Consider the following 21,735-nt stretch of genomic DNA (forward strand, 5'->3'; position numbering starts at 1 on the left):
CCCCAGCTCTGGAGCCATTAGCTCCGGCTGCACGCAGGAATGCCGAACTTATCTGCCGATGATTCGATGGTATCTTTCAGTTCCTTGATTTCAGCCTCCAGCGCACTGATCTTCTGCATATCCGGCCTGTCGTAGCCATACAGATTCCTCACTTGAATGTCCTTCTCCCTGATGGCGGTAGCAAGTGGAGACACCTCCTGCCTGAACTGCTGCATCACCTGATTCTCGACACACTTGTCGCACGCCTCGGCGGCGGTTGCCGAAAATGCACCAAATGCCAACAACCCCATTGCCAGTGTTCCAACGATCATTTTCCTTTTCATTGTATTTCCTCCTGTCTGATCTTGAGCTTCTATGCATGCTCTTGCTGTTTGAATATCAACTCCTGTGCCAATCCGCATATCGCAGCACAAACACCCGAAATAATTGGCCTTTAAGAGCAACATCCATTTTCGCAGGCATGGATCATTACAGAAAATCCCACAACAGATCCTGAAGCGTTGCCCAATATGCTTCAATGCTGAATATCCTTCACATCCGACGAATATTCTCCACCCGACCTCCCCTTCCCGCATTCCCCTATCCCTCTTTGCGTGTAGAAACAAGAGGATACCATTTGGCATGTTTGTTGATGAAACAGGTCAACGTCTGGGTAACCGGAGACGAGTCATGGCGACGCCATAAAGCGGAGAAGAGATGAAACATAAGATCCTGATAATCGACGACGATTCTTCATTGCGGCGGGTGCTGGAGTACAACCTCCAGGAGGAGGGGTATGAGGTGCAGTCGGCCTCATCGGGTGAGGAGGGTCTTTACTGGCTGGGCCAATGCCAACCCGACCTCGTCATTACCGACATGAAAATGACCGGCATGGATGGGCTGATGGTGCTCAAGTCGATCAAGGAACGTTGGCCGGAGACATTGGTGATCATCATAACCGCCTTCGGGACGATCGATGTGGCGGTGGCAGCCATGAAAGCCGGTGCATTCGACTACATCACCAAACCCTTCAACAGAGACGAACTGAGGTTGACGGTCCAAAGAGCCCTTCAGTTCAACGGACTGGCTGAGGAAAACCGGCGGCTGAAACACGAACTGTCGGATAAGGCAGATCTTCGCAGCATGATCGGCTCATCGCGGGCAATGGAGAAGGTGTTCGAACTTATCCGCAAAGTGGCCGACACGGAGGCATCGATCCTGATTACCGGCGAATCCGGCACGGGGAAAGAACTGGTGGCGCGCTCCATTCATGCCAGCAGTTCCCGCAGGGATGCACCGTTCATCGCCGTCAATTGCGCTGCGATTCCCCACAATTTGCTGGAAAGCGAACTTTTCGGCCATACAAAGGGGGCATTCACCGGTGCGGTCAAGAACAAGCCCGGCAAGTTTCAGTTGGCAGAGGGGGGCACGCTTTTCCTGGATGAGGTGGGAGAACTACCGCTCGAACTGCAGCCAAAACTGCTCAGGGCGCTGCAGGAAAAGGAGGTAGAGCCGATCGGGGGTACACAGGTACAAAAAGTCGATGTCCGCGTGGTATCAGCCACAAACCTGGACACCGAGAAAGCCTTGATCGAAGGGACATTCCGCGAGGATCTCTATTATCGCTTATCCGTTATTCCCGTCAGCCTGCCGGCGCTCCGCGAACGGCGCAACGACATCCCGCTGCTGATCAGGCATTTCTGTCACAAGCTGGGGGGCCAAAAGGTCACCTTCGACAAAGAGGCCCTTGACGTATTATGCGCCTATGCATGGCCCGGTAACGTGCGTGAGCTGGAAAATACGGTCGAGCGGCTACTGATCATGCGAAACGAGGACAGGATCGAGCGTGCGGATCTGCCGGAAAAGTTCCATCAGAACGTTGCTGCCGGCGGTGCAGTCTTGACCCTGCCCGATGAGGGATATTCGCTCGAACAACTGGAGCGGGAAATCGTTGTTTCGGCCCTAGAACGGAACTCTTGGAACCAGTCGTCCGCAGCCCGTTTTTTACGGATCCCGCGGCATACCCTTATTTACCGGATCGAAAAGTACGGCATTGCCCTGCCGGGCAGATAGCGGAGGGTATTTGATGCGCCGTGTCCTTTGCCGTACCCTCTCAGCGGTCGAATCGTCCCCCGCAATCCCGTTGGTCGCCGCGGATCTTCTCCACCCCATGCCCGATTACCGGCCAGACCGCCTCCAGGTTTTCGACCGCCCCCTTGGGGCTGCCCGGCAGGTTGATGATCAAGGACTGGTTGCGGATGCCGGCCACGGCCCGCGACAGCGATGCCATCGGTGTTTTTTCCAGGCTCCGCAGACGCATCAACTCACCAAGACCAGGTACCAGCCTGCTGCAGACCTGCATGGTCGCCTCGGGAGTCACGTCACGCGGCGAGACGCCGGTGCCGCCGGTGGTCAGGATCAGGTCGGCGATGCCCCGGTCGGCCCAATCGCTCAGCACCTCCACGACCCGGTCATACTCGTCCGGGATGATATCTGTCTGCACCGTCTGCACTCCCCGCTCGGCCATCCAGGCGGCCAGCGCCGGTCCACTGGTATCCACCCGCTCCCCGCGCGACCCCTTATCCGATAGCGTCAAAATGGCTGCTCTGATCTCGCTCAAGGTTGATCCTCCCGCTTGTCTGCTTCCCGGCGATAAATGCCGCTCTTGCCCCCCTCTTTGTACAACAGCCTGATATGGCCAATGGCGATCGACTTGTCGCTCCCCTTGCACATATCGTAGATAGTCAGGGCCGCCAGGCTGGCGCCTGTCATGGCCTCCATCTCCACTCCGGTCCGCTCGAAAGCCCGCACCGTGCACTTCACCATGATGCGACCGGAGGCCGCATTCGGCTCGAAATCGACAAAAACGGCATGCAGGGCCAGCGGATGGGAAAGCGGGATCAGCTCCGGCGTGCGTTTGGCAGCCTGGATGCCTGCCAGCCGCGCCACGCCCAGCACATCCCCCTTGGCAACGCCCCCGGCCTGGATGGCGGCAACCAACTCCGAGCTCATCTGCACCAGTGCTTCGGCAACGGCGGTGCGCATGGTCGGCTGCTTGGCCGATACATCCACCATCACCGCATTGCCCCGCTCATCGAAATGATTGAAGTTCATATCGTTACCTCGTCGGATCGAAATCAATGCCCGCCTGCTGCCGGAGCAGCCGCTTCATGGGGCAGGAACTGTTCGAACTGCTTCTTGTCGATGGCACAGCGGTAGGCCTCTTCGGGATTGACTCGCTGGGCCTTGAGCAGTTCCATCAGGTGCGTGTCCATCAGCTGCATGCCCTCCTTCTTGCCAGTCTGCATGATGGAGGGGATCTGGAAGGTCTTGGCCTCCCGAATCAGGTTGGCGATGGCCGGTGTACCGAGCATAATCTCCAGGGCCGCTACCCGTCCCCTGCCGTCGGCGGTCTTGAGCAACTGCTGGCATACCACCCCTTTCAGCGACTCGGACAGCATGGCGCGCACCTGTTCCTGCTGATCGGTGGGGAAGACATCGATGATACGGTCGATGGTCTTGGCGGCCGTGTTGGTGTGCAGGGTGCCGAACACCAGATGGCCGGTCTCGGCGGCGCTCATGGCTAATTGGATGGTGGTCAGGTCGCGCATTTCCCCCACCATGATCACATCCGGGTCCTCACGCAGGGCCGCCCGCAGGGCCGAGGCGAAGCTCTCGGTGTGCTCGCCGATCTGGCGCTGGTTCACGAGCGAGAGCTTGTTCTCATGTATGAACTCCAGCGGGTCTTCCAGGGTCAGGATGTGTTCCTTGCGGGTGGAATTGATCAGGTCCACCATGGCCGCCAGGGTGGTGGACTTGCCCGAACCGGTCGGCCCGGTCACCACCACCAGTCCCTTCTTGAACCTGGTCATGCGCAGCACCCCTTCCGGAAGTGCCAGCTGCTCCGCCGACAGGATTTTGCTGGGGATCATACGGAAAACCGCGGCAATGCCACGGTGCTGCATGAGGATGTTGCCGCGGAAACGGGCCAGCCCCTCCACGGAATAGGCAAAGTCGAGATCCTTGCTGGCCTCGAACTGTGCGCGCTGCTTCTCTGACAGGATCTCGAACAGGATGGCCTTCAGATCCTCATGTCCCAGCGACTTGAAGTTGAGGCGCACCATTTCCCCATGCAGGCGGAAGATCGGAGGATTGCCGGTGGAGAGGTGCAGGTCCGAGGCACCCTCGTCCTTCATCATCTTGAACAACGCATCGATACGCGCCATAGGTTCTCCTGTTGGATTTCGTACTAGTACAGTCTGAATTCGTGACGCCGGACTACCGGAGTACCTGAAAGAGCCGGGGCCCCAACGTCGCCCGGATGCGGCTTTCGTTGTATCGGCAGGCCCTCCGCAGAAACGTTCCATACCATCACGCTGCAAAGGCAGAGGCCTTTCAGGCACTCCGGCAGGGAGGCGTTGCGGATTCAGGAATATATACAGCCACCGCTCGAGACTCCTACACGTCGCTGCGCTCGCTCAGGTTCTCGAAGCGGGTATGCTCGCCGTAGAAGGCCAGCGGTACCGTTCCCAAGGCGCCGTTCCTCTGCTTGCCGATGATCACCTCGGCATTGCGGTCGTGGTTCTGGGTGCAGGAGCCGTCCCGCTTGCGGCAACTGTCGCAGTAGACCGCCTCGCGGTACACGAACATGATCACGTCCGCATCCTGCTCGATGGCGCCCGATTCGCGCAAATCGCTCATCATTGGGCGCTTGTCGGCGCGCTTCTCCAGTTCGCGGTTGAGCTGGGACAGGGCAATCACCGGCACGTTCAGCTCTTTGGCAAGTGCCTTGAGCGAACGGGAGATGTCCGAGATCTCCTGCTGCCGCGATTCCACATTGGCGCCGCCGCGCATCAGCTGCAGGTAGTCGACGATGATCATGCCGATGTCGTGCTCGCTCTTCAGCCGGCGCGCCTTGGAACGCAGCTCCAGCACGGTGATGGCCGGCGTGTCGTCGATGAAGATCTTGGCATCGTGCAGGATACCGGCCGCCCGCGTCAGGCGGGGCCAGTCCGAATCCTGGAAATGGCCCGTGCGCATCTTGCCGAAGTCGATCCGGGCCAGGGAGGCGAACAGACGCATGACCAGCTGTTCCTTGCCCATCTCCAGCGAGAAGACCACCGACGGCACCCGGTTCTTGTTGCGCGGATCGGCGCTGGCATACTCGGCGATGTTGAGGGCCAGGGTGGTCTTGCCCATGGAGGGACGGGCCGCGATGATGATCAGGTCGCCCGGCTGGAAACCGGCGGTCATCAGGTCCAGGTCCACATATCCAGTCGGTGTACCGGTAACCAGTTCCTTCTTGGAGTGCAGGGTCTGCAGGATCTTGAAAGTTTCCTTAATGATCTCCTTGACCTGCACGTACTGGGGACGCATCTTGTTCTCGGAGATCTCGTAGATCTGCTTCTGGGCGATATCCAGCAGCTCATTGACGTCGGCCTGCTCCTCGTAGCCGCGGGTGGCGATCTCGGTGGCCACGCTGATCAGCCGCCGGTTGATCGACTTTTCCTTCACGAGCTTACAGTAATAGGAGATGTTGGCCGCAGTGGGAACGTAATCCACCAAAGTGGCCAGATAGGCCGCTCCCCCCACCTCCTCCAACTCTCCCTTTTTCTTCAGCGTGGCGCTCAGAGTGATCAGGTCGCACGGCTCACGCTGGTCCGAGAGCAGCATCATGGCCAGGAAGATCTTGCGGTGACTTTCGCGGTAGAAGTCATCCTGGGTCAGCACTTCCAGCACCCGGTTGATGGCATCGTTATCGATCAGAATGCCCCCCAGGATGGACATCTCGGCTTCCAGGCTCTGGGGGGGCAGTTTATGCAGTTCAGCGGTACTCATTGGTCATACTCCGGTTTATCGTCTATGTGCTGCAATGGCTTCCCTGACCGCCTCAACTACATCCGCGGCGTCCTGATCGGTCATCCGGGGAAAGAGGGGCAGGGAGAGAATGCGCTGCGAGGCGTAACTGGCATTAGGCAGTTCACTGTCCGGGACCGGCATGTTCTCGCGGTACCAGGCGTGATGATGGATGGCTTTGTAGTGCAGGCCGGTGCCGATATTGCGTTTTTTCAGCTCATCCATGAAACGGTCGCGGTCGATGGTCAAATGCTCGATCCTGACCAGCGGTGTATAGAGGTGCCAGGCATGGCGCTGCAGATAGGGGGCATAGGCGGGCAGGGCCAATTCCTCCAGACCGGCGAACTCCCGGTTGTAGTATTCGGCGATCTCCCGGCGGCGGTCGATGAATCCGTCCAGTTTCGGCAGCTGATGGATGCCGAGGGCGGCCTGGATGTCCATCATGTTGTATTTGTAGCCCGGCAGCAGAATATCGTAGTTGGGTGTGCCGCTGGCGGCAAAGCGTTTCCAGGCCTCGCGGCTCATACCGTGGAACTTGAGCAGCGAAATTTCCTCCGCCAGGCCCTCGTCGGCAGTGCAGACCATGCCCCCTTCGCCGGTAGTGATGTTCTTGTTGGGGTGAAAGGAGAAGATCGAGAGTGTGTCGAGGGAGCCGATCTTTCTGCCCTTGTACTCCGTGCCGGCCGCGTGGGCCGCGTCCTCGATCAGGGTCAGATCGTGTTCCCGCGCCAGCTCCAGGAGCGGGTCCATGTCGCAGGACTGACCGGCAAAGTGCACCGGAATGATGGCCCGGGTACGGGGGGTAATCTTTTTACGGATCTCTTCCACATCGATATTGAGGGTGCCGGGCTCGATATCGGCCAGGACCGGTGTCCCGCCACAGAGGATGATCAGACTGACGGTGGAGGCAAAGGTCATGGGAGTGGTAATGATCTCATCCCCCTCCGAGATCTTCAGTGCCAGCAGCGTCAGATGCAGGCCGGCTGTGGCAGAGCTGAGCGGCACGGCGAACGGGGCGCCCACATAGGCCTTGAACTCTTCTTCGAAGCGCTTGACCTTGGGGCCGGTGGTGATCCAGCCCGATCTGAGGGAATCCACCACTTCGTTGATTTCGGCGTCGTCGATGGTGGGGGTTGAAAAGGGAAGGAAGGTTTCGCGCATGGAGGTTAAAATTCCTTTCAATCAGTCTAGAACCTTCATTTTCTCAGCCTGCGTTTCCAATAGGTCGGACGGCGCTTTTGATGGGCAACCGCCACAATTACGAGTATTTCGCTTTCAACGGAATAGAGCACATTGAAGGGGAAACGGGGAAGCACCCACTTACGAATACTTTTTCGTACGGTTTGAGCTGCCAGCGGGTTATCAAGAATGGCTAAAATGGCCTTATGCAGTTCGACAACGAATGCGATTCCAACTCCCGGGGCTTCGCTTTCGTAATAGCGAGCAGCCTCCCGAAGCTCTTTTTCCGCTTCCGGCAGAAATTCCGCCTTCATGTCAATTCGGCGATTGTTCGACGGAACACGGACTCTGCAGGAATTCCGCGTACCTTTCCTTGACGGTACCCGCAAAGCCGACGTTCTGCCTCGTCAAGCCATAGCCGCTCAAGTTCGGAATCGGAAGGGGTATCCAGGCTCAGAAGGAGTCTTCCGGCCAGCTTTGCCCGTGCTTCAATTTCCAGCTCCATGACTGCCGCCTCGATCTGTTTCATGGCCTTTGGCATAGATTCTTCCTTTTTCAAAGTAGCTGATAGCGATCTGGGGTCCCTGCTCTATCTATACCTCAACTCACTCCTACGGCAAAGCGGCAAGAAAGCGCGTTAAATTAAACCCTAGCGGTTGCTGATCAACAGCCGCCTGCCCGACTCCCGCACGATCCGGGGAGGGGGGCTGAGCTGCGGCAGCAGTTCGTCCAGCTCCCTCTTTTTGAGAAACACCAGCAGCGGATCAGTGCCGCTCCACAGCTTCAGAAGGGCATTCCGATCGGGAAACCAGGCGGACTGGTCGCCCTGCTTGCTGCCGAACTCCAGTTCGTCCGGCTTTCCGGTAACCAGCACCCGCTGGCCGGTATACCACGAAATACCCTGCATGGGCCCAACGGTGACCATGCGGGTCTGCGGCGTGATCAGGGGCTTGGCGGCCTGCGCCAGCTCACGCGGCGATTCCGCTCCGGCAATGTACGGCATGATCAGCCGCGGCGCGAGGATATCCAGCAGAAAGCCCCCCAGGCACAACGCCAGCAGCATCCGCCCCGGTTTTCGGTCGCCGGAAACAAGGCTTACCACCCCCTGGAGCAGGAAGAGTATCCCGATCGCCAGGCAGGCATGGCTTGAAATCTGCGGTGCATGCCGGACAAACTGGTTCAGCGAGTCTGCCAGGCGGGGCGCGTACCCGCCCAGCAGGGAAGCCACCTCCGGCAGGTTTGCATAGCACAGGGCCGCGATTCCCAGCAGGCTCAGCGTACAGCCGAGCGCCAGGGCGGCCAGCCGCATGCCCCGGCCGCGCCCCTCCGGCAGCCCGCTGAAACGGTGTGCGATCAGGATGGCCAGGGGCGGGAATATCGGCAGAATGTAGGGAATCAGTTTCGAGTTGGACTTGGAGAAGAACAGGAAAATCACTGCTATCCAGATCAGCAGGTACAGACCGGCCCCGCCCCCCTGGTGGCCGCGCTCGCGCCAGGCCTTGGCCAGCGATCCCGGGATAAAGAAGGACCAGGGCAGCATGGTGGCTGCCAGCACCGGCACGAAAAACCAGAAGGGCTGATAGCGCCCATGTACGGCGCTGGTGAAACGCTCGAAATGTTCATGGATGAAAAAGAAATGGGCGAACTCGGGGTTGCGCAGCGAGACCGCAACGAACCAGGGGGCAGACACCGCCAGAAACAGCAGCAGGCCGCTGGCCAGGCGCATGCGCCCCAGCAGATGCAGGCGCCGGCCCAGCAGCAGATAGAGGAAAACGATACCGGCCGGAAAGACGATGCCGATCAATCCCTTGGACAGTACCGCCAGGGCGCAGAACAGGTAGAACAGATACCACAGCAAAGGGCTCGTACGCCTGGTTTCGCGCTGGGCCGCCAGGATGAAGGCGCCTAAAGCGGCGGTCAGACAGAAGGTCAGCAGCATGTCGGTCAGGATGATGCGCGACTGCAGCACGAAACCGGCCGAGGTGCCCAGCAGGACGCCCGCCAGCAGCGCCGTGCGGCGGTCGTAAAGCTTGCGGGCCACCAGATAGCAGGTCAGCACCGTAAAGAGCCCGCACAGGGCCGAGGGAAGGCGTGCGGCAAACTCGTTCAGGCCGAACAGCTTGAGCGAAGCGGTGTTGAGCCAGTATAACAGCGGAGGCTTTTCGAAATATTTGACGTAGTTGAGGGTCGGAGTGATCAGGTCGCCCCGCTCCAGCATCTCGCGCGGAATTTCGGCATAGCGCCCCTCGTCAGGATCGATCAGTGGCAATCCCCCCAGGAACTGCAGAAAGGGGATACCGAAAACCACTGCCAGGAGCAGCAGGTCGCGCAGCCAACCATCCCCCGCGCTGCGGGCATAACGCTTGAAATCTTTCATGGGTTCTTTTCGCGCCGGATCAGGTCAAAGGGCTCGACTTCGAAAGGGGGGCGCATCATGATGCGCTGATTGGGGTTGGCCGCCTCCGCCTCCACGGCGTCTCCCAGCGGGTCAAGCACCGTCAGGCTGTCGATGCGCAGGCGGGACGACCGCAGGCCGGGTCCGATGAACTCCAGTTCGTCCCCCACCTGGATGCGGTTGCGCACACCGATGACGGCAGCACCGTCGGAAAGCACCTCCTCCACCCGCCCCACGAATACATGGCTGCGAATATAGGCCGAGTGGTACTCCTGCCCCACGTTGCGGGGCGCCCCGAATAGAAAGCCGGTGGTGTAGCCGCGATGACTGAGCTTGGCCAGTTCCTCCAGCCACTCCGGCCGGCAGCGGTAGCCTTCCGGGTCGGCCCAGTACTCGTCCAGGGCCTGGCGATAGACCCGCAGCACCGAAGCGACGTAGTTGATGCCCTTCATGCGCCCTTCGATCTTGAGGGAAGCCGCTCCGCTGGCGACGATCTCGGGCAGGTGTTCCAACAGGCAGAGATCGCGGGAGTTGAAGATGAAGGTGCCGCTGTCGTTCTCCATGACCGGGTAATACTCGCCCGGCCGCTTTTCTTCCACCAGGCGATAGTTCCAGCGGCAGGGGTGGGCGCACTCCCCCTGGTTGGCATCGCGCCCGGCCATGACGCTGGAGAGCAGGCAACGGCCGGAATAGGAGATGCACAGGGCGCCGTGCACGAACACCTCGAACTCCATGTCAGGGCAGCGCGCCACGGTTTCGGTGATGGCCTCCAGGGTGGTCTCGCGGGCCAGGTTGACCCTGCTGACCCCCTGATTTCCCCAGAAACGGGCGCTACGCCAGTTGATGGTGTTGGCCTGGGTGGAGAGATGCAATTCGCGCTGCGGCGATATCTCGCGCACCAGGTCGATCACTCCCGGATCGGCCACAATATAGGCGTCGAACGGGAGCCGGGACACTTCGGCCAGATACCGCTCCAGCTCCTGCAGGGCCGCATTGTGGGGATAGCTGTTAACGGTCAGATAGGCCTTGACCCCGCGACTGTGGCAATAGTCCAGTGCAACTGCCATCTCAGCCACACTGAAATTGTCCGCCAGGTTGCGCAGACCAAAGGCGGTCCCTCCCAGGTACACGGCATCGGCGCCGTAATGAATGGCGGTTTCAAGCTTTTCCATATTGCCGGCCGGCGCCAGCAGTTCGGGTTTTCGCATCAGGAAGGTTCCGGTTCTGAAATCAAGAGTTTGCGGGGTAGAGATGGTACCATATTCACCCCCTATTTAAAAGCTTTCGCTTGACAAACCCCGGAGGAATGCTTTTACTATTTTGAAACATCCGTCATATGGAGGGATTATGCCATCAGGTACCAGATGGAGCACCTGCGTCGTTATCTGTCTCACGCTCGCCGGCTGCGCTGCAGATGAGCTGGTGATCAAGCGCCAGGCAGAGGCGGAGGCGAAGCTCGAGTACCTGATTCAGGCCGACAAGAAGAGCGGGCAACGCCTTAACGAGCTCTCCGGCCAGATTCTGTCCCTGGAGGATCAGCTCAAGGGGTCGTCGGAACAGATCAGGCAGCTCCAGAGCACCATCCTGGAAGTGCGCGGCGGGCAGGACGAATTGAAGGCCCGGGTTGTCCTGCTTGCTCAACAGGCGGCTCCCAAGGTTGCAGTGGTCAACCAGGCCACAGCGCACAAAACAAAAGACAACGGTCCCCCCGGCGAATACGTCAAAGCATTCGGCCTCTACAGCACCAACCACTTCACCGCCGCCATCGAGGCCTTCGAGGCGTTTCTCAAGAACTCTCCCGACAGCGAATACGCCGCCAATGCCTCTTACTGGATCGGCGAATGCTACTACAGTATGTCGGAATTGACCAAGGCGGCAGCAGCCTTCCAGAAAACGGTCGACGCATACCCTAAAAGTTCCAAGGCACCCGATGCCCTGCTGAAACTGGGCTACACACTGACTACCCTCAAAGAGGGGGACAAGGCCACTGCCGCGCTGGAAAGCCTGATCAAGGGCTACCCCGGCAGCCCCGCTGCCGACAAGGCCCGGCAAAGACTGACCGCTCCTGAGCGGTGACGCCGCCCCACGGTAGAAACGGGAACATGGCAGCGGAAGTAAACGCCATGCCGGGGCTGGCCCAAACGCGATGATTCAAGAGGAGTAACCGAAGTGCATACCATGACAAACAGGTTGATCGCACGGTGTCTGACTGCACTGCTTCTTGCTCTGCCCTGCCTTGCGGTGGGGGCTGACCAGGAGGAGCCGGCTGTCTACGTAATCAAAAAAGGGGACACGCTCTGGGGGCTTTCGGACCGGTTCATCAAAGATCCCGGCTATTGGCCTGAACTGTGGTCGAAAAACGGACAGATCACCAATCCGCACCGCGTCTATCCCGGCCAAAAGGTACGCGTCTTTCCCGACCGGCTCGAATTCGTGCAGGAAGGAGATCAGAAGTCAGTGGCCGCTGCCAGGCCCGAGGATGCCGTTCAGAACGTGACTGAAGAACAGCGATTCGCGATTCGCGGAAGCGAAGGCTATTTGATGGAAACCGGCATGAAGCCGTTCGGCTCCATCATCGGCGGCCATCATGACCGGATCATCATCGGCATGGATGACATCGTTTATACCGATATCGGCGCGGTCAACGGCGTCAAAGGGGGCGAAAAGTTCTCCATCTTCCGCGAGGAAGGGGCCATCAGCCACCCGGTGACCAACGAAATCATGGGCAGGAAGATCGTGCCTCTGGGCACGCTGCAACTGACCGATATCGAACAGACCGCCTCCCGGGCCATCATCACCAAGACCTTCAAGGAGATATCGCCGGGAGCCTATCTGCTCCCGTACCGCGATGAGCGGCGCCGGGAGGTGTCCCTCAAGATGCCGTCCCGCCAGTTGAAAGGCAATATCGTCGAGAGCTACAGCGGCACCACCACCATCGCCGCCGGTGATATCGTCTTTATCGACCTCGGCAGCGTCAATCTGGCGGAGCCGGGCAACATGCTCTACATCGTGCGGGATGTCGATCTTGACCGGCGCTATACCGAAGGACGCGGGGCCACCCTGCCCCAGGAACTGCTGGGGGCCCTGGTGATCCTGGAAACCGGGCGAAAAACCGCCACTGCTCTGGTCATCAAAAGCATCGACGCCATCTACAAGGGCGACAAGATCGTCAGCCACACGAAATAATACGTCCCAAGACAGCATCGACCGGCCTTACAGGGCCGGTCTTTTTTTTCAATCATCCGTTCGGCATCAGAAAGGCTTGCACCCCATGCCTTTATTCGACGAACACCCGGAAGCATTCTACTGGATCGGCCTCAAGGCGGTCGCCGGGGTTGGCAATGTGACGTTCCGGCGCCTGCTGGAGCGTTTCGACACCCCCCGGAATGCCCTGTACGCAAGCCGGGACGCTCTGACGGCGGTCAAGGGAGTGACCGACAGCGTGGCGGATGCGATCAGGGGCGACGCATGGCAACGGTTTGCCGAGCAGGAATGCCGGCAGCTCGCCACCAGCGGTGCACGCCTGCTGACCTTCACCTGCGGCGAATATCCGAAATCGCTGTTCGAGATTCCCGACCCGCCCCCGTTTCTGTACGTACGGGGCACCCTTCCGGCCGGCAAGCCCTGTATCGCCATGGTCGGTTCGCGCAGGGCCAGCACCTATGGCCTGCTGGCTACCGGCCGTCTGGCCGAGGCGCTTGCACAGCATGGTGTCGCAGTTGTCTCGGGCATGGCCCGCGGAGTCGACACCGCCGCACACAAAGGAGCCCTTTTGGCGGGTGGCAGTACGATAGGGGTGCTTGGCTGCGGCATCGACAGGATTTATCCCCCCGAGAACAATGCACTGTTCGGGGAGATGGCCGAAAAGGGCTGCCTGCTGTCCGAGTTCCCTCTTGGCTCGCTGCCGCTGGCCGAGAACTTTCCCCGCCGCAACCGGATCATCAGCGGGCTGTCGCAGGGGGTGCTGGTGGTCGAGGCGACCGAGAACAGCGGTTCGCTGATCACCGCCCGGTATGCCCTTGAGCAGGGCCGCGATGTCTTTGCCGTGCCGGGCAACATCAATACCGTCACCAGCCGCGGCAGCAACCGCTTGATCAAGGAAGGGGCCAAACTGGTGGACTGCGTTGAGGACATTCTGGAGGAGCTGCCCGGCTACAACACGCTATCCGGCGAAACATCCCCGGCGCCGCGCAGTTTCGCACTGACACCGCGCGAGGCAGCCATCTATGAAATACTGGCCCGTTCGCCGTTGCATATCGACGATATCATCAGCCAATCTGAATTGACAGCCGGGGACGTTTCCTCTATGTTACTTCACCTTGAACTCAAGGGCGCGGTAATTCCGCTGCCCGGCGCACATTACGCCATTTCCTGAATTAAGGATCATCACCTCATGTCCAAAAACCTCGTCATCGTCGAATCGCCCGCCAAGGCCAAAACCATCGAGAAGTTTCTCGGCCCCGATTACAAGGTGCTGGCCTCCTTCGGGCACGTCCGGGCGCTTCCCAGTAAACAGGGTTCGGTGGATATAGAAAACAATTTCGAGCCCAAGTACCACGTCCTGCCCGAAAGCAAGAAGCATATCGACGCCATCAAGAAGTCCCTCAAGGAGTCCGACCGGCTGCTCCTGGCAACTGACCCCGACCGCGAGGGAGAGGCGATTTCGTGGCACCTGCTGGCAGCCTTGGGCCTGGACAAGAAGAAACCGGCCGTGGACATCCAACGGGTGGTGTTCCATGAAATCACCAAGGATGCCATCATCCACGCCATTCAGAACCCGCGCTCCATTGCCGGCGAACTGGTCGATGCGCAGCAGGCCCGTTCGGTGCTTGATTACCTGGTCGGCTTCAATCTCTCCCCGTTCCTGTGGAAGAAGATCCGCTACGGCTTGTCGGCCGGCCGGGTCCAGTCGGTGGCTCTGCGCCTGATCTGCGAACGGGAAAAGGAGATCCAGGCCTTCAAGGAGCAGGAATACTGGACCATTGCCGCACGACTGGGGGTATCGCCGGGACAGGAATTCAAGGCCGGTCTGGTGGAGGTTGGCGGCAAAAAGCTCGGCAAATTCGACATCCCGGGCCAGGAGGTCGCGGAGGGCCTGAAGACGGCGCTCCAGTCCGGCAGCTATCAGGTGGCGAAGATCACCCGGACCGACCGAAAACGCAACCCTGCCCCCCCGTTCACCACCTCGACCCTGCAGCAGGAGGCCTCGCGCAAGCTCGGCTTCTCGGCCAAGAAGACCATGTCGACCGCCCAGAAGCTGTACGAAGGTATCGATATTGGCGAAGGGGGCACCGTCGGCCTGATCACCTATATGCGTACCGACAGCGTCAACCTCTCGGCCCAGGCGCTGGCCGAGGCCCGCGATGTCATTGCGGCCGCCTATGGTCAAGAGTATGCCCTGGCCAAGCCGCGCATCTTTAAAACCAAGACCAAAAACGCCCAGGAGGCCCACGAGGCCATCCGGCCGACCTATATCGCCAAAACTCCGGCGGAGCTGAAGCGGTTTCTGACCCCGGACCTGCATAAACTGTACGAACTGATCTGGAAACGCACCGTGGCTTGCCAGATGGCCGAGGCACAGCTGGAACAGACCTCGGTCGATATCGCGGCAGACCTGGCCGGAGCGATTCCGGACGGACCGTTTGCTGGTGCACGGGCCTGCGGCTTGCGGGCCGCCGGCACGGTCATCCGTTTTCCCGGTTTCATGAAGCTCTACATTGAAGGGCTGGACGATCAGGACGAGGAAAAGGAAGGACTGCTGCCCGCCATGAACGAGGGTGCCGCGCTCAAGCTGCACGAACTGCTGCCCGAGCAGCACTTTACCCAGCCCCCCCCCCGTTACACCGAAGCCACCCTGGTGAAGACCCTGGAAGAGTTCGGTATCGGCCGCCCCTCCACCTATGCCTCGATCATGAACACTCTGTTGGAACGCAAATACGCCCGGCTTGACAAGAAGCGCTTCTTCCCCGAGGACGTGGGTATGGTGGTCAACGACCTGCTGGTGGCCCATTTCTCGCGCTACGTGGACTACAACTTCACTGCCGGATTGGAAGAGGAACTGGACCAGGTATCGCGCGGCGAGAAACAGTGGAAGCCGTTGCTGCGTGAATTCTGGGACCCCTTCATGACGCTGCTCAAGCAGAAGGAGGGAGAAGTCCAGAAGTCGGACCTGACCACCGAAGCCACCGACGAGGCCTGCCCCGAGTGCGGCAAACCGCTGGTGGTCAAACTGGGCAAGCGCGGCAAGTTCATTGCCTGTTCCGGGTTCAAGGAGGGCTGTAAGTATACCCGCAACCTGGACGGCGACAAGGGAGCCGAGTCCGAGGAACCGGTGGTCTCGGAGGAAAAGTGCGACAAATGCGGCTCCCCCATGCTGGTCAAGGATGGTCGTTACGGCAAGTACCTGGCCTGCTCCGGCTATCCGGCCTGCAAGAATATCCAGCCCCTGGTGAAGCCGCGCGGCACCGGCGTGACCTGCCCGGAATGCAAGCAGGGGGAGCTGACCGAGAAGAAATCGCGCTATGGCAAGATGTTCTACTCCTGCAACCGCTACCCGCAGTGCAAGTTCGCCCTGTGGGACCTGCCGGTGGAGCGTCCCTGCCCTAAATGCGGATTTCCGCTGCTGGTCAAAAAGGTCTACAAGCGCGAGGGTGAATTCCTGAAATGTCCTAAGGAGGGCTGCGACTTCAAGGAGGGGGGTAACCCCAAGAAGTAGCACCGTGCAGACGACGCACACATCACCACCCACCAATCCAATCAAAGATGGTCCACGTGAATCCAGAAGCTCATTCCACACTTACTATCATAGGCGCCGGCCTGGCCGGCTGTGAGGCGGCCTGGCAGGCCGCCCAACGCGGCGTATCGGTCACGCTGCACGAAATGAAGCCGGAGAAATTCTCCCCTGCCCATCACCTGCCCGGCCTGGCCGAGCTGGTCTGCTCCAACTCCCTGCGCGGCGACTCGCTCGACAACGCGGTGGGGCTGCTCAAGGAGGAGTTGCGCCGCTGCGATTCGCTGATCATGAAGGCGGCCGAAGCCACCCGCGTGCCAGCCGGCGGAGCCCTGGCCGTTGACCGGCAACTGTTCTCGGCCTACGTGACCGGGAAGATCAACAGCCATCCCCTGATTCGCCTGGAACAGGGCGAGGTCACTGCGCTGCCCGCAACCGGTATGGTCATCATCGCCTCGGGACCTTTGACCAGCGACAGCCTGGCTGAGACCATCACCGGCCTGACCGGTGACCGGCTGTATTTCTACGATGCCATCGCCCCGATCGTGGCGGCCTCTTCGCTGGACATGACCAAGGTTTTCGCCGCCTCCCGCTATGGCAAAGGGGATGGCGACGATTACCTCAACTGTCCGCTCGACGAAGAGAAGTATCGCCGGTTGGTGGATGAGCTGCTGGCGGCAGACAAGGTCCCGTCCCGCGATTTCGAAAAGATCATCCATTTCGAAGGCTGCATGCCGGTAGAGGAGATGGCGGCACGGGGGGTGGAGACACTGCGCTTCGGTCCGCTGAAGCCGGTGGGGCTGTGCGACCCGCGCACCGGCACCGAGCCGCATGCCGTGATCCAACTGCGGGCCGAGAATCGCGAACGGACCATGTTCAACCTGGTCGGATTCCAGACCAAGCTGACCTGGCCGGAACAGCGCCGCGTCTTCAGAATGATCCCGGGGCTGGAGCAGGCCGAGTTCGTCCGGCTCGGTTCGATGCACCGCAACACATTCATCAATGCCCCGGCCCTGCTGCTGCCGACCCAGCAGCTCACGACGGATCCGCGCATCTTCTTTGCCGGACAGATCACCGGTGTGGAAGGATATGTCGAGTCCGCCGCCAGCGGTTTCCTGGCCGGACTTACGGCCGCGCGCCTGCTGCAGGACCAGCCGTCGCTGGTACCGCCCCCCGAAACGGCGCTGGGCGCCCTGATGGCGCACATCACCAATGCCGACGTGCGGCACTTCCAGCCGATGAACGTCAACTACGGGCTCTTTCTCGAACTGCCGGGGCGCATCAAAAAGAAGGAGCGGCGCCAGAAGCTGGCGGAACGGGCCCTGGTGGCGCTGGAGGAATGGCGGGCAAAGGTGGCTGCATAATGCCGAGAGAAGCAACACCTGCCCTTGTGATTGGCGCTCCAATTGTATAGTATTAAGCTTGAATCTGTAACCCCACCTGTCCTCCCCTTAATCTAAGGGGAGGAACGCTTCGGAGCGGCTGTAATGGTAGTTTCGCCTGCAATTCTGACCATGCGTTCCCCCTCTTAGGATAAGAGGCCCCATCGAGCCTAAAGGGGACAGGGGGGAGTTACGAAGAGTTGTTGTATTGTAAGAAAGGTTTTCCAAGTGGAAGAGCAAACACCCGACCCGATCAAACGGGTTGAAGACAAGTTGAAAAAATGCGTCAAATGTGGCGCCTGCCGGGCCAACTGCCCCGCCTTCACCGCCTTCGGACGCGAGCCGGCCGTGGCGCGGGGCAAGGTCGCCCTTGCCCAGCATCTGCTGAAAGACAACCTGGAACTGGACGACCAGACCTACCAGGCCATGTCCAAATGCCTGCTGTGCGGCAGCTGTGTCGAGAAATGCCCCAACGAAGTACCCACCGACGAGATCGTCATCGCAGCCCGCGAGGCCCTGGCGAAAAAACGTGGTCTGACCACCTTTCATCAGGCGGTCGGCCAGGTCATCAAGAACCGTACCCGGATGAAAATGGGGGCCAGGATGGCATCGCTGCTCGGCCCTCTCTTTTTCAAGAAAGTACCCGAAACCTCCGGTCTGCGGCTGCGCTTCCCGCTGCCCTTCGTGGGTAACCGGCGGCACATCCCGGCCATTGCCGCACAGCCCTTCATGGATCGTCACCCCGAAGTGATCCCCGGCGAGCCGGGAAAACCGCGTATCGTCTTTTTTGTCGGCTGCATGACCAATTTTGTCTATACCGAGGTAGGGGAAGCGGCCTTGGCGCTCTTCCGGCACCTGGGCTGCACGATCATCATCCCCAAGGGCCAGCAGTGCTGCGGCCTGCCCGGCATGTCCGGCGGTGACCTGAATACCGTGCGGGAACTGGCTGAAAAAAACCTGACCGAGATGGAGCGCTACGAGGCCGACTATGTCATGAGCGCCTGCGCTACCTGCGGAGGGGCCCTGCATCGGCTCTACCCGCTGGTAATCGGCAAACGAAATCCCGCACTGCGGACGCGCTTGGACGCACTGGCCGCTAAGACCGTGGATGCGGCGCAGCTGCTGCACAAGCTCGGTCTCGATCCGCAGCAGACCGGTGCGGGCGGGGACATCCGCATCACCTACCACGATCCCTGCCACCTGCGCACGCGCGGCATTACCAAACAGCCCCGCGAACTGCTGCGGGGAACACCCGGCACCGACCTGGCCGAGATGGAAGGGGCCGATCGCTGCTGTGGCTTGGGGGGCACCTTCAACGTCTATCACTACGGCTCCTCCATGACCATCAACGAAGCCAAAAGCCGTGCAATTATCGCCACCTCTTCCCAGGCGGTGGTCACCGGATGTCCGGGCTGCATGATGCAGCTCTCCGACGGCCTTAAACAGCACGGTTCTTCCATCGAGGTACTGCATACCCTGCAAATCCTGGCACGCAGGCTGACTGATTCCAAACATTGATGCGCCGGCCCCAGGTCTGAAACCCGGGGCTTTTTTCTTTTCCCCTCCCCTGCTCCAACCCCCTTTTTTATCTAAAATAAACTTTTTTTCGGGGCCTGTTTTGGCCTTTTTTATTCCCAATAAAATTATATTGACAACACCGGGCAAATTGTATACAAACGCCGCAATCAAAACTGGTTATATTCCAGACAGGTGGCGGCATGACGGATTTTAACATCGGGGCGAAAATCAAAAAACTCCGCTTGGCAAAGAAGCTTACCCTGCAGGCTGTCGCCAAGGAGACCGGTTTTTCCCCGGCTTTGATCTCCCAGATCGAAAACAACAACGTCTCTCCCCCCATTGCCACGCTTTCGAAAATCGCCAAATTCTTCGATGTAAAAATCGGTATGTTTTTCGCCGAGGATGAAGAGGAATGCCGCTTTGAAGTAGTGCGCGCCAACGAGCGCAAGGCCATTCCCCGGGTTATTTCCCGGGCCGGCACCAGCCAGGGCTATTCCTACGAATCCCTCTCCTTTCACAAGCAGAACAAAAAGATGGAGCCTTTTCTGCTGACGGTCGCGGAAAAGGTTTCGGAAGAAAACACATACAGCCACGACGGCGAGGAATTCCTTTTCATCATGAAGGGCACTGCGGAGCTGCTGCTGGATGACCGGCGCATCACCCTCGACGAAGGGGATTGCGTCTACTTCGACTCTGCCCTCAGGCACCGCCTGCTTTCCAAGGACGGCGAAGAGGTCAAGGTATTGGCAGTGGTTGCACGATAAGCTTCAGGCCCTCCCGCGGTTACCGGTCACTAATCCATCAAAAGAGCGCCTGCCTGGATGAAGTGGGCAGACTCGAAATATCCCGACAATCAGTGCAGTTGCAAAAATCCACGTAGCGGAAGGATGGCAGGCATGTCTCAAAAAGCGATTAAACCGTCATTGAAGAATCCTTTTGATCCCCCCGAACAGGTCGAGTTCACCATTCCCGGAGAAATCCCCGGCAAGAAGGGTGGCTATGAAGAGGCCATGAAAGAGGGCCACGAGCTGATCCAGCGTCCGATCAAGTCGGTCAAGATCGAGCAGATAGAAAAGCAGCACTTCAAGAAACGCATGACCGTGTGGGAACGCCTGCGGGTGCTCTCGGACAAGGCCCCCAATGTCCTGTACCAGAACTGGGGCAAGAACCTTGACGGCGCTTCGCTCGTCACTGCCATTCTCAACATCGGCGGCCGCGACGTGGCTGTTTACGGCCATGACTTCACCGTACGCGCCGGATCGATCGACGCCACCAATGGCAGCAAGCTGGCCAAGCTTTTCAACATGGCCGGCGAAAAAGGCATCCCGCTGATCGGCATGAACGATTCGGCCGGCGCCTTTGTACCGGCCGGCGTGGGGGGCCTGGACGGCTACGCCGAAGCCTTTACAGCCCTGCGCAAGATCAGCGGCGTGGTTCCCTCCATCATGTGCATGTTCGGCTTCAACGCCGGCGGCGGCAGCTATCTGCCGCGCCAGGGCAGCTTCGTCATCCAGCCCAACGAGACCTTCTTTGGCCTGACCGGCCCGGGGGTCGTAAAGTCTGTCCTGGGTGAAGACATCACTCCGGAAGAGCTGGGTGGCCCCAAGGTGCACGGCAGGTCCGGCGTGGCCGACCTGACTGTTACCGACGAAGTGGCTGCCTTGCGGACCGCCGTGCGGCTGCTCTCCTACATCCCGGACAACAACAGCATCGGAGCACCGTTCCAGGAGACCAGCGATCCGCTGGACCGCAAGACCTGGGAGATCAACACCCTGCTGAAAAAGGCCTTCAATTCACCCACCGGTTTCAATACGCCGTTCGATGTCTCCATCATTATTCAGCAGATCTGCGATCATGGCGATTATTTCGAACTGCAGCCAGAGCGTGCCAAGGAAGTCGTCACCGCCTTCGGGCGTCTGGGTGGCCAGGTGGTCGGTTTCGTGGCCAACAACTCCGCCGTGGCTTCGGGCCAGATCGACTGCGATTCAGCCGTCAAGATCGCCCGCTTCGTCCGTTTCTGCAATATATACAATATTCCGATCATCTTCATGGAAGACACCACCGGCTTTCTGCCGGGACGCGAGCAGGAATCGCGCGGGATCGTCCAGGCCGGACGTTCCATGCTCGACTCGATCGTGGACGTGCGCACCCCGCGCATCCTGCTGATCCTGCGCAATGCCTACGGTGGAGCCTATGCCTCCTATAACAACTATCCCACCGGTGCCGATCTGGTGCTGGCGCTTCCGACGACCCGTCTGGCAGTCATGGGGCCGGCCGGCAAGGAATTCGTTTACAAGGACGAATTGCGCAAGGTGCGCACTACGGCAGCCGAAATGATCAAGAGCGGTACCAACGAGCGCATCAAGGCCGGCATGGAGGGTGATTCAGCCAAACGGGACGCCGAGAAGGAAGCCGCGGAGTGGCTGAAAGCACAGGAAGGGGCCCTCAACCAGCGCTACGAAAAGGAGCTGATGAACCCCAAGGAGGGTCTGGCTCTGGGATCGATCTCCTCTATCGTCATGCCGACCGATCTGCGCAAGGTGCTGGGAGAGAACATGTCTTTCCTGATGCGCCACTACAAGCCGGGGCCGATGATGGGGCCACAGCGGGAGTTCCACTAAGTCAGACGGTAAGTCCCCTTTTGCAAATTGGGGATTCAGGGATTCCCTTCTGTTCGGACATCGGAAATCCCCCTG

19 protein-coding genes are annotated in these 21,735 nt (G+C 59.7%); 9 read left to right on the forward strand and 10 right to left on the reverse strand.

The window, feature by feature from the left end; translation table 11 throughout:
- Window positions 1-17 precede the first annotated feature (17 nt).
- Window positions 18-323, reverse strand: a complete 306-nt coding sequence (locus tag GSVR_RS19645; RefSeq protein ID WP_173195496.1) for a hypothetical protein — start codon at window positions 321-323, stop codon at window positions 18-20.
- A gap of 373 nt (window positions 324-696) precedes the next feature.
- Between GSVR_RS19645 and GSVR_RS19650 the strand changes: the two genes are divergently transcribed.
- Entirely contained in the window at window positions 697-2,052 is a 1,356-nt protein-coding gene (locus GSVR_RS19650; RefSeq protein WP_173195497.1) for a sigma-54 dependent transcriptional regulator, read from the forward strand.
- A gap of 40 nt (window positions 2,053-2,092) precedes the next feature.
- On the opposite strand, the gene GSVR_RS19655 is transcribed toward GSVR_RS19650, so the two are convergent.
- The 9 genes from GSVR_RS19655 to GSVR_RS19695 all read right to left on the reverse strand — a co-directional run bounded on the left by GSVR_RS19655 (window position 2,093) and on the right by GSVR_RS19695 (window position 10,617).
- Complete coding sequence (locus GSVR_RS19655) at window positions 2,093-2,590, reverse strand: molybdenum cofactor biosynthesis protein B (protein WP_173195916.1); 498 nt, start codon at window positions 2,588-2,590, stop codon at window positions 2,093-2,095.
- Between the two features lie 5 nt (window positions 2,591-2,595).
- The gene (moaC, locus tag GSVR_RS19660; protein ID WP_173195498.1) at window positions 2,596-3,093 is read right to left on the reverse strand and encodes a cyclic pyranopterin monophosphate synthase MoaC; all 498 of its coding nucleotides are present in this window, start codon (window positions 3,091-3,093) and stop codon (window positions 2,596-2,598) included.
- Between the two features lie 23 nt (window positions 3,094-3,116).
- Window positions 3,117-4,205: a type IV pilus twitching motility protein PilT gene (locus tag GSVR_RS19665; protein WP_173195499.1), complete on the reverse strand. Its 1,089-nt coding sequence runs from the start codon at window positions 4,203-4,205 to the stop codon at window positions 3,117-3,119.
- A 232-nt stretch (window positions 4,206-4,437) separates the two neighbouring features.
- Window positions 4,438-5,817 carry a replicative DNA helicase gene (dnaB, locus tag GSVR_RS19670; RefSeq protein ID WP_173195500.1) on the reverse strand — a complete coding sequence of 460 codons (1,380 nt, stop codon included), beginning with the start codon at window positions 5,815-5,817 and terminating at the stop codon, window positions 4,438-4,440.
- 15 nt (window positions 5,818-5,832) lie between these two features.
- Complete coding sequence (locus tag GSVR_RS19675) at window positions 5,833-6,996, reverse strand: DegT/DnrJ/EryC1/StrS aminotransferase family protein (protein ID WP_173195501.1); 1,164 nt, start codon at window positions 6,994-6,996, stop codon at window positions 5,833-5,835.
- Window positions 6,997-7,031: 35 nt separating this feature from the next.
- Window positions 7,032-7,328, reverse strand: a complete 297-nt coding sequence (locus GSVR_RS19680) for a type II toxin-antitoxin system RelE/ParE family toxin (RefSeq protein ID WP_173195502.1) — start codon at window positions 7,326-7,328, stop codon at window positions 7,032-7,034.
- Window positions 7,325-7,555: an addiction module protein gene (locus GSVR_RS19685; protein ID WP_173195503.1), complete on the reverse strand. Its 231-nt coding sequence runs from the start codon at window positions 7,553-7,555 to the stop codon at window positions 7,325-7,327. The genes GSVR_RS19680 and GSVR_RS19685 overlap by 4 nt, the downstream gene beginning before the upstream one ends.
- A gap of 108 nt (window positions 7,556-7,663) precedes the next feature.
- Entirely contained in the window at window positions 7,664-9,391 is a 1,728-nt protein-coding gene (locus tag GSVR_RS19690) for a phospholipid carrier-dependent glycosyltransferase (RefSeq protein ID WP_173195504.1), read from the reverse strand.
- Entirely contained in the window at window positions 9,388-10,617 is a 1,230-nt protein-coding gene (locus tag GSVR_RS19695) for a U32 family peptidase (RefSeq protein ID WP_173195505.1), read from the reverse strand. Before GSVR_RS19695 ends, GSVR_RS19690 begins: the two co-directional genes overlap by 4 nt.
- A gap of 139 nt (window positions 10,618-10,756) precedes the next feature.
- Between GSVR_RS19695 and ybgF the strand changes: the two genes are divergently transcribed.
- The 8 genes from ybgF to GSVR_RS19735 all read left to right on the forward strand — a co-directional run bounded on the left by ybgF (window position 10,757) and on the right by GSVR_RS19735 (window position 21,660).
- The gene (gene ybgF, locus GSVR_RS19700) at window positions 10,757-11,485 is read left to right on the forward strand and encodes a tol-pal system protein YbgF (protein WP_173195506.1); all 729 of its coding nucleotides are present in this window, start codon (window positions 10,757-10,759) and stop codon (window positions 11,483-11,485) included.
- A 102-nt stretch (window positions 11,486-11,587) separates the two neighbouring features.
- Window positions 11,588-12,595 (forward strand): LysM peptidoglycan-binding domain-containing protein, encoded by a 1,008-nt coding sequence (locus GSVR_RS19705; RefSeq protein ID WP_173195918.1) that lies wholly within the window; start codon window positions 11,588-11,590, stop codon window positions 12,593-12,595.
- Window positions 12,596-12,680: 85 nt separating this feature from the next.
- Window positions 12,681-13,784 carry a DNA-processing protein DprA gene (dprA, locus tag GSVR_RS19710; RefSeq protein ID WP_173195507.1) on the forward strand — a complete coding sequence of 368 codons (1,104 nt, stop codon included), beginning with the start codon at window positions 12,681-12,683 and terminating at the stop codon, window positions 13,782-13,784.
- A gap of 18 nt (window positions 13,785-13,802) precedes the next feature.
- Window positions 13,803-16,124, forward strand: a complete 2,322-nt coding sequence (topA, locus tag GSVR_RS19715) for a type I DNA topoisomerase (RefSeq protein WP_173195508.1) — start codon at window positions 13,803-13,805, stop codon at window positions 16,122-16,124.
- 56 nt (window positions 16,125-16,180) lie between these two features.
- Window positions 16,181-17,503, forward strand: a complete 1,323-nt coding sequence (gene trmFO / locus GSVR_RS19720; RefSeq protein WP_239077391.1) for a methylenetetrahydrofolate--tRNA-(uracil(54)-C(5))-methyltransferase (FADH(2)-oxidizing) TrmFO — start codon at window positions 16,181-16,183, stop codon at window positions 17,501-17,503.
- Between the two features lie 246 nt (window positions 17,504-17,749).
- Window positions 17,750-19,039: a (Fe-S)-binding protein gene (locus tag GSVR_RS19725; protein ID WP_173195510.1), complete on the forward strand. Its 1,290-nt coding sequence runs from the start codon at window positions 17,750-17,752 to the stop codon at window positions 19,037-19,039.
- 200 nt (window positions 19,040-19,239) lie between these two features.
- Entirely contained in the window at window positions 19,240-19,803 is a 564-nt protein-coding gene (locus GSVR_RS19730; RefSeq protein WP_173195511.1) for a helix-turn-helix domain-containing protein, read from the forward strand.
- Between the two features lie 132 nt (window positions 19,804-19,935).
- Window positions 19,936-21,660: an acyl-CoA carboxylase subunit beta gene (locus tag GSVR_RS19735; RefSeq protein WP_173195512.1), complete on the forward strand. Its 1,725-nt coding sequence runs from the start codon at window positions 19,936-19,938 to the stop codon at window positions 21,658-21,660.
- Window positions 21,661-21,735: the final 75 nt, after the last annotated feature.

This window comes from Geobacter sp. SVR (genome assembly GCF_016865365.1).
Lineage (GTDB): Bacteria > Desulfobacterota > Desulfuromonadia > Geobacterales > Pseudopelobacteraceae > Pelotalea.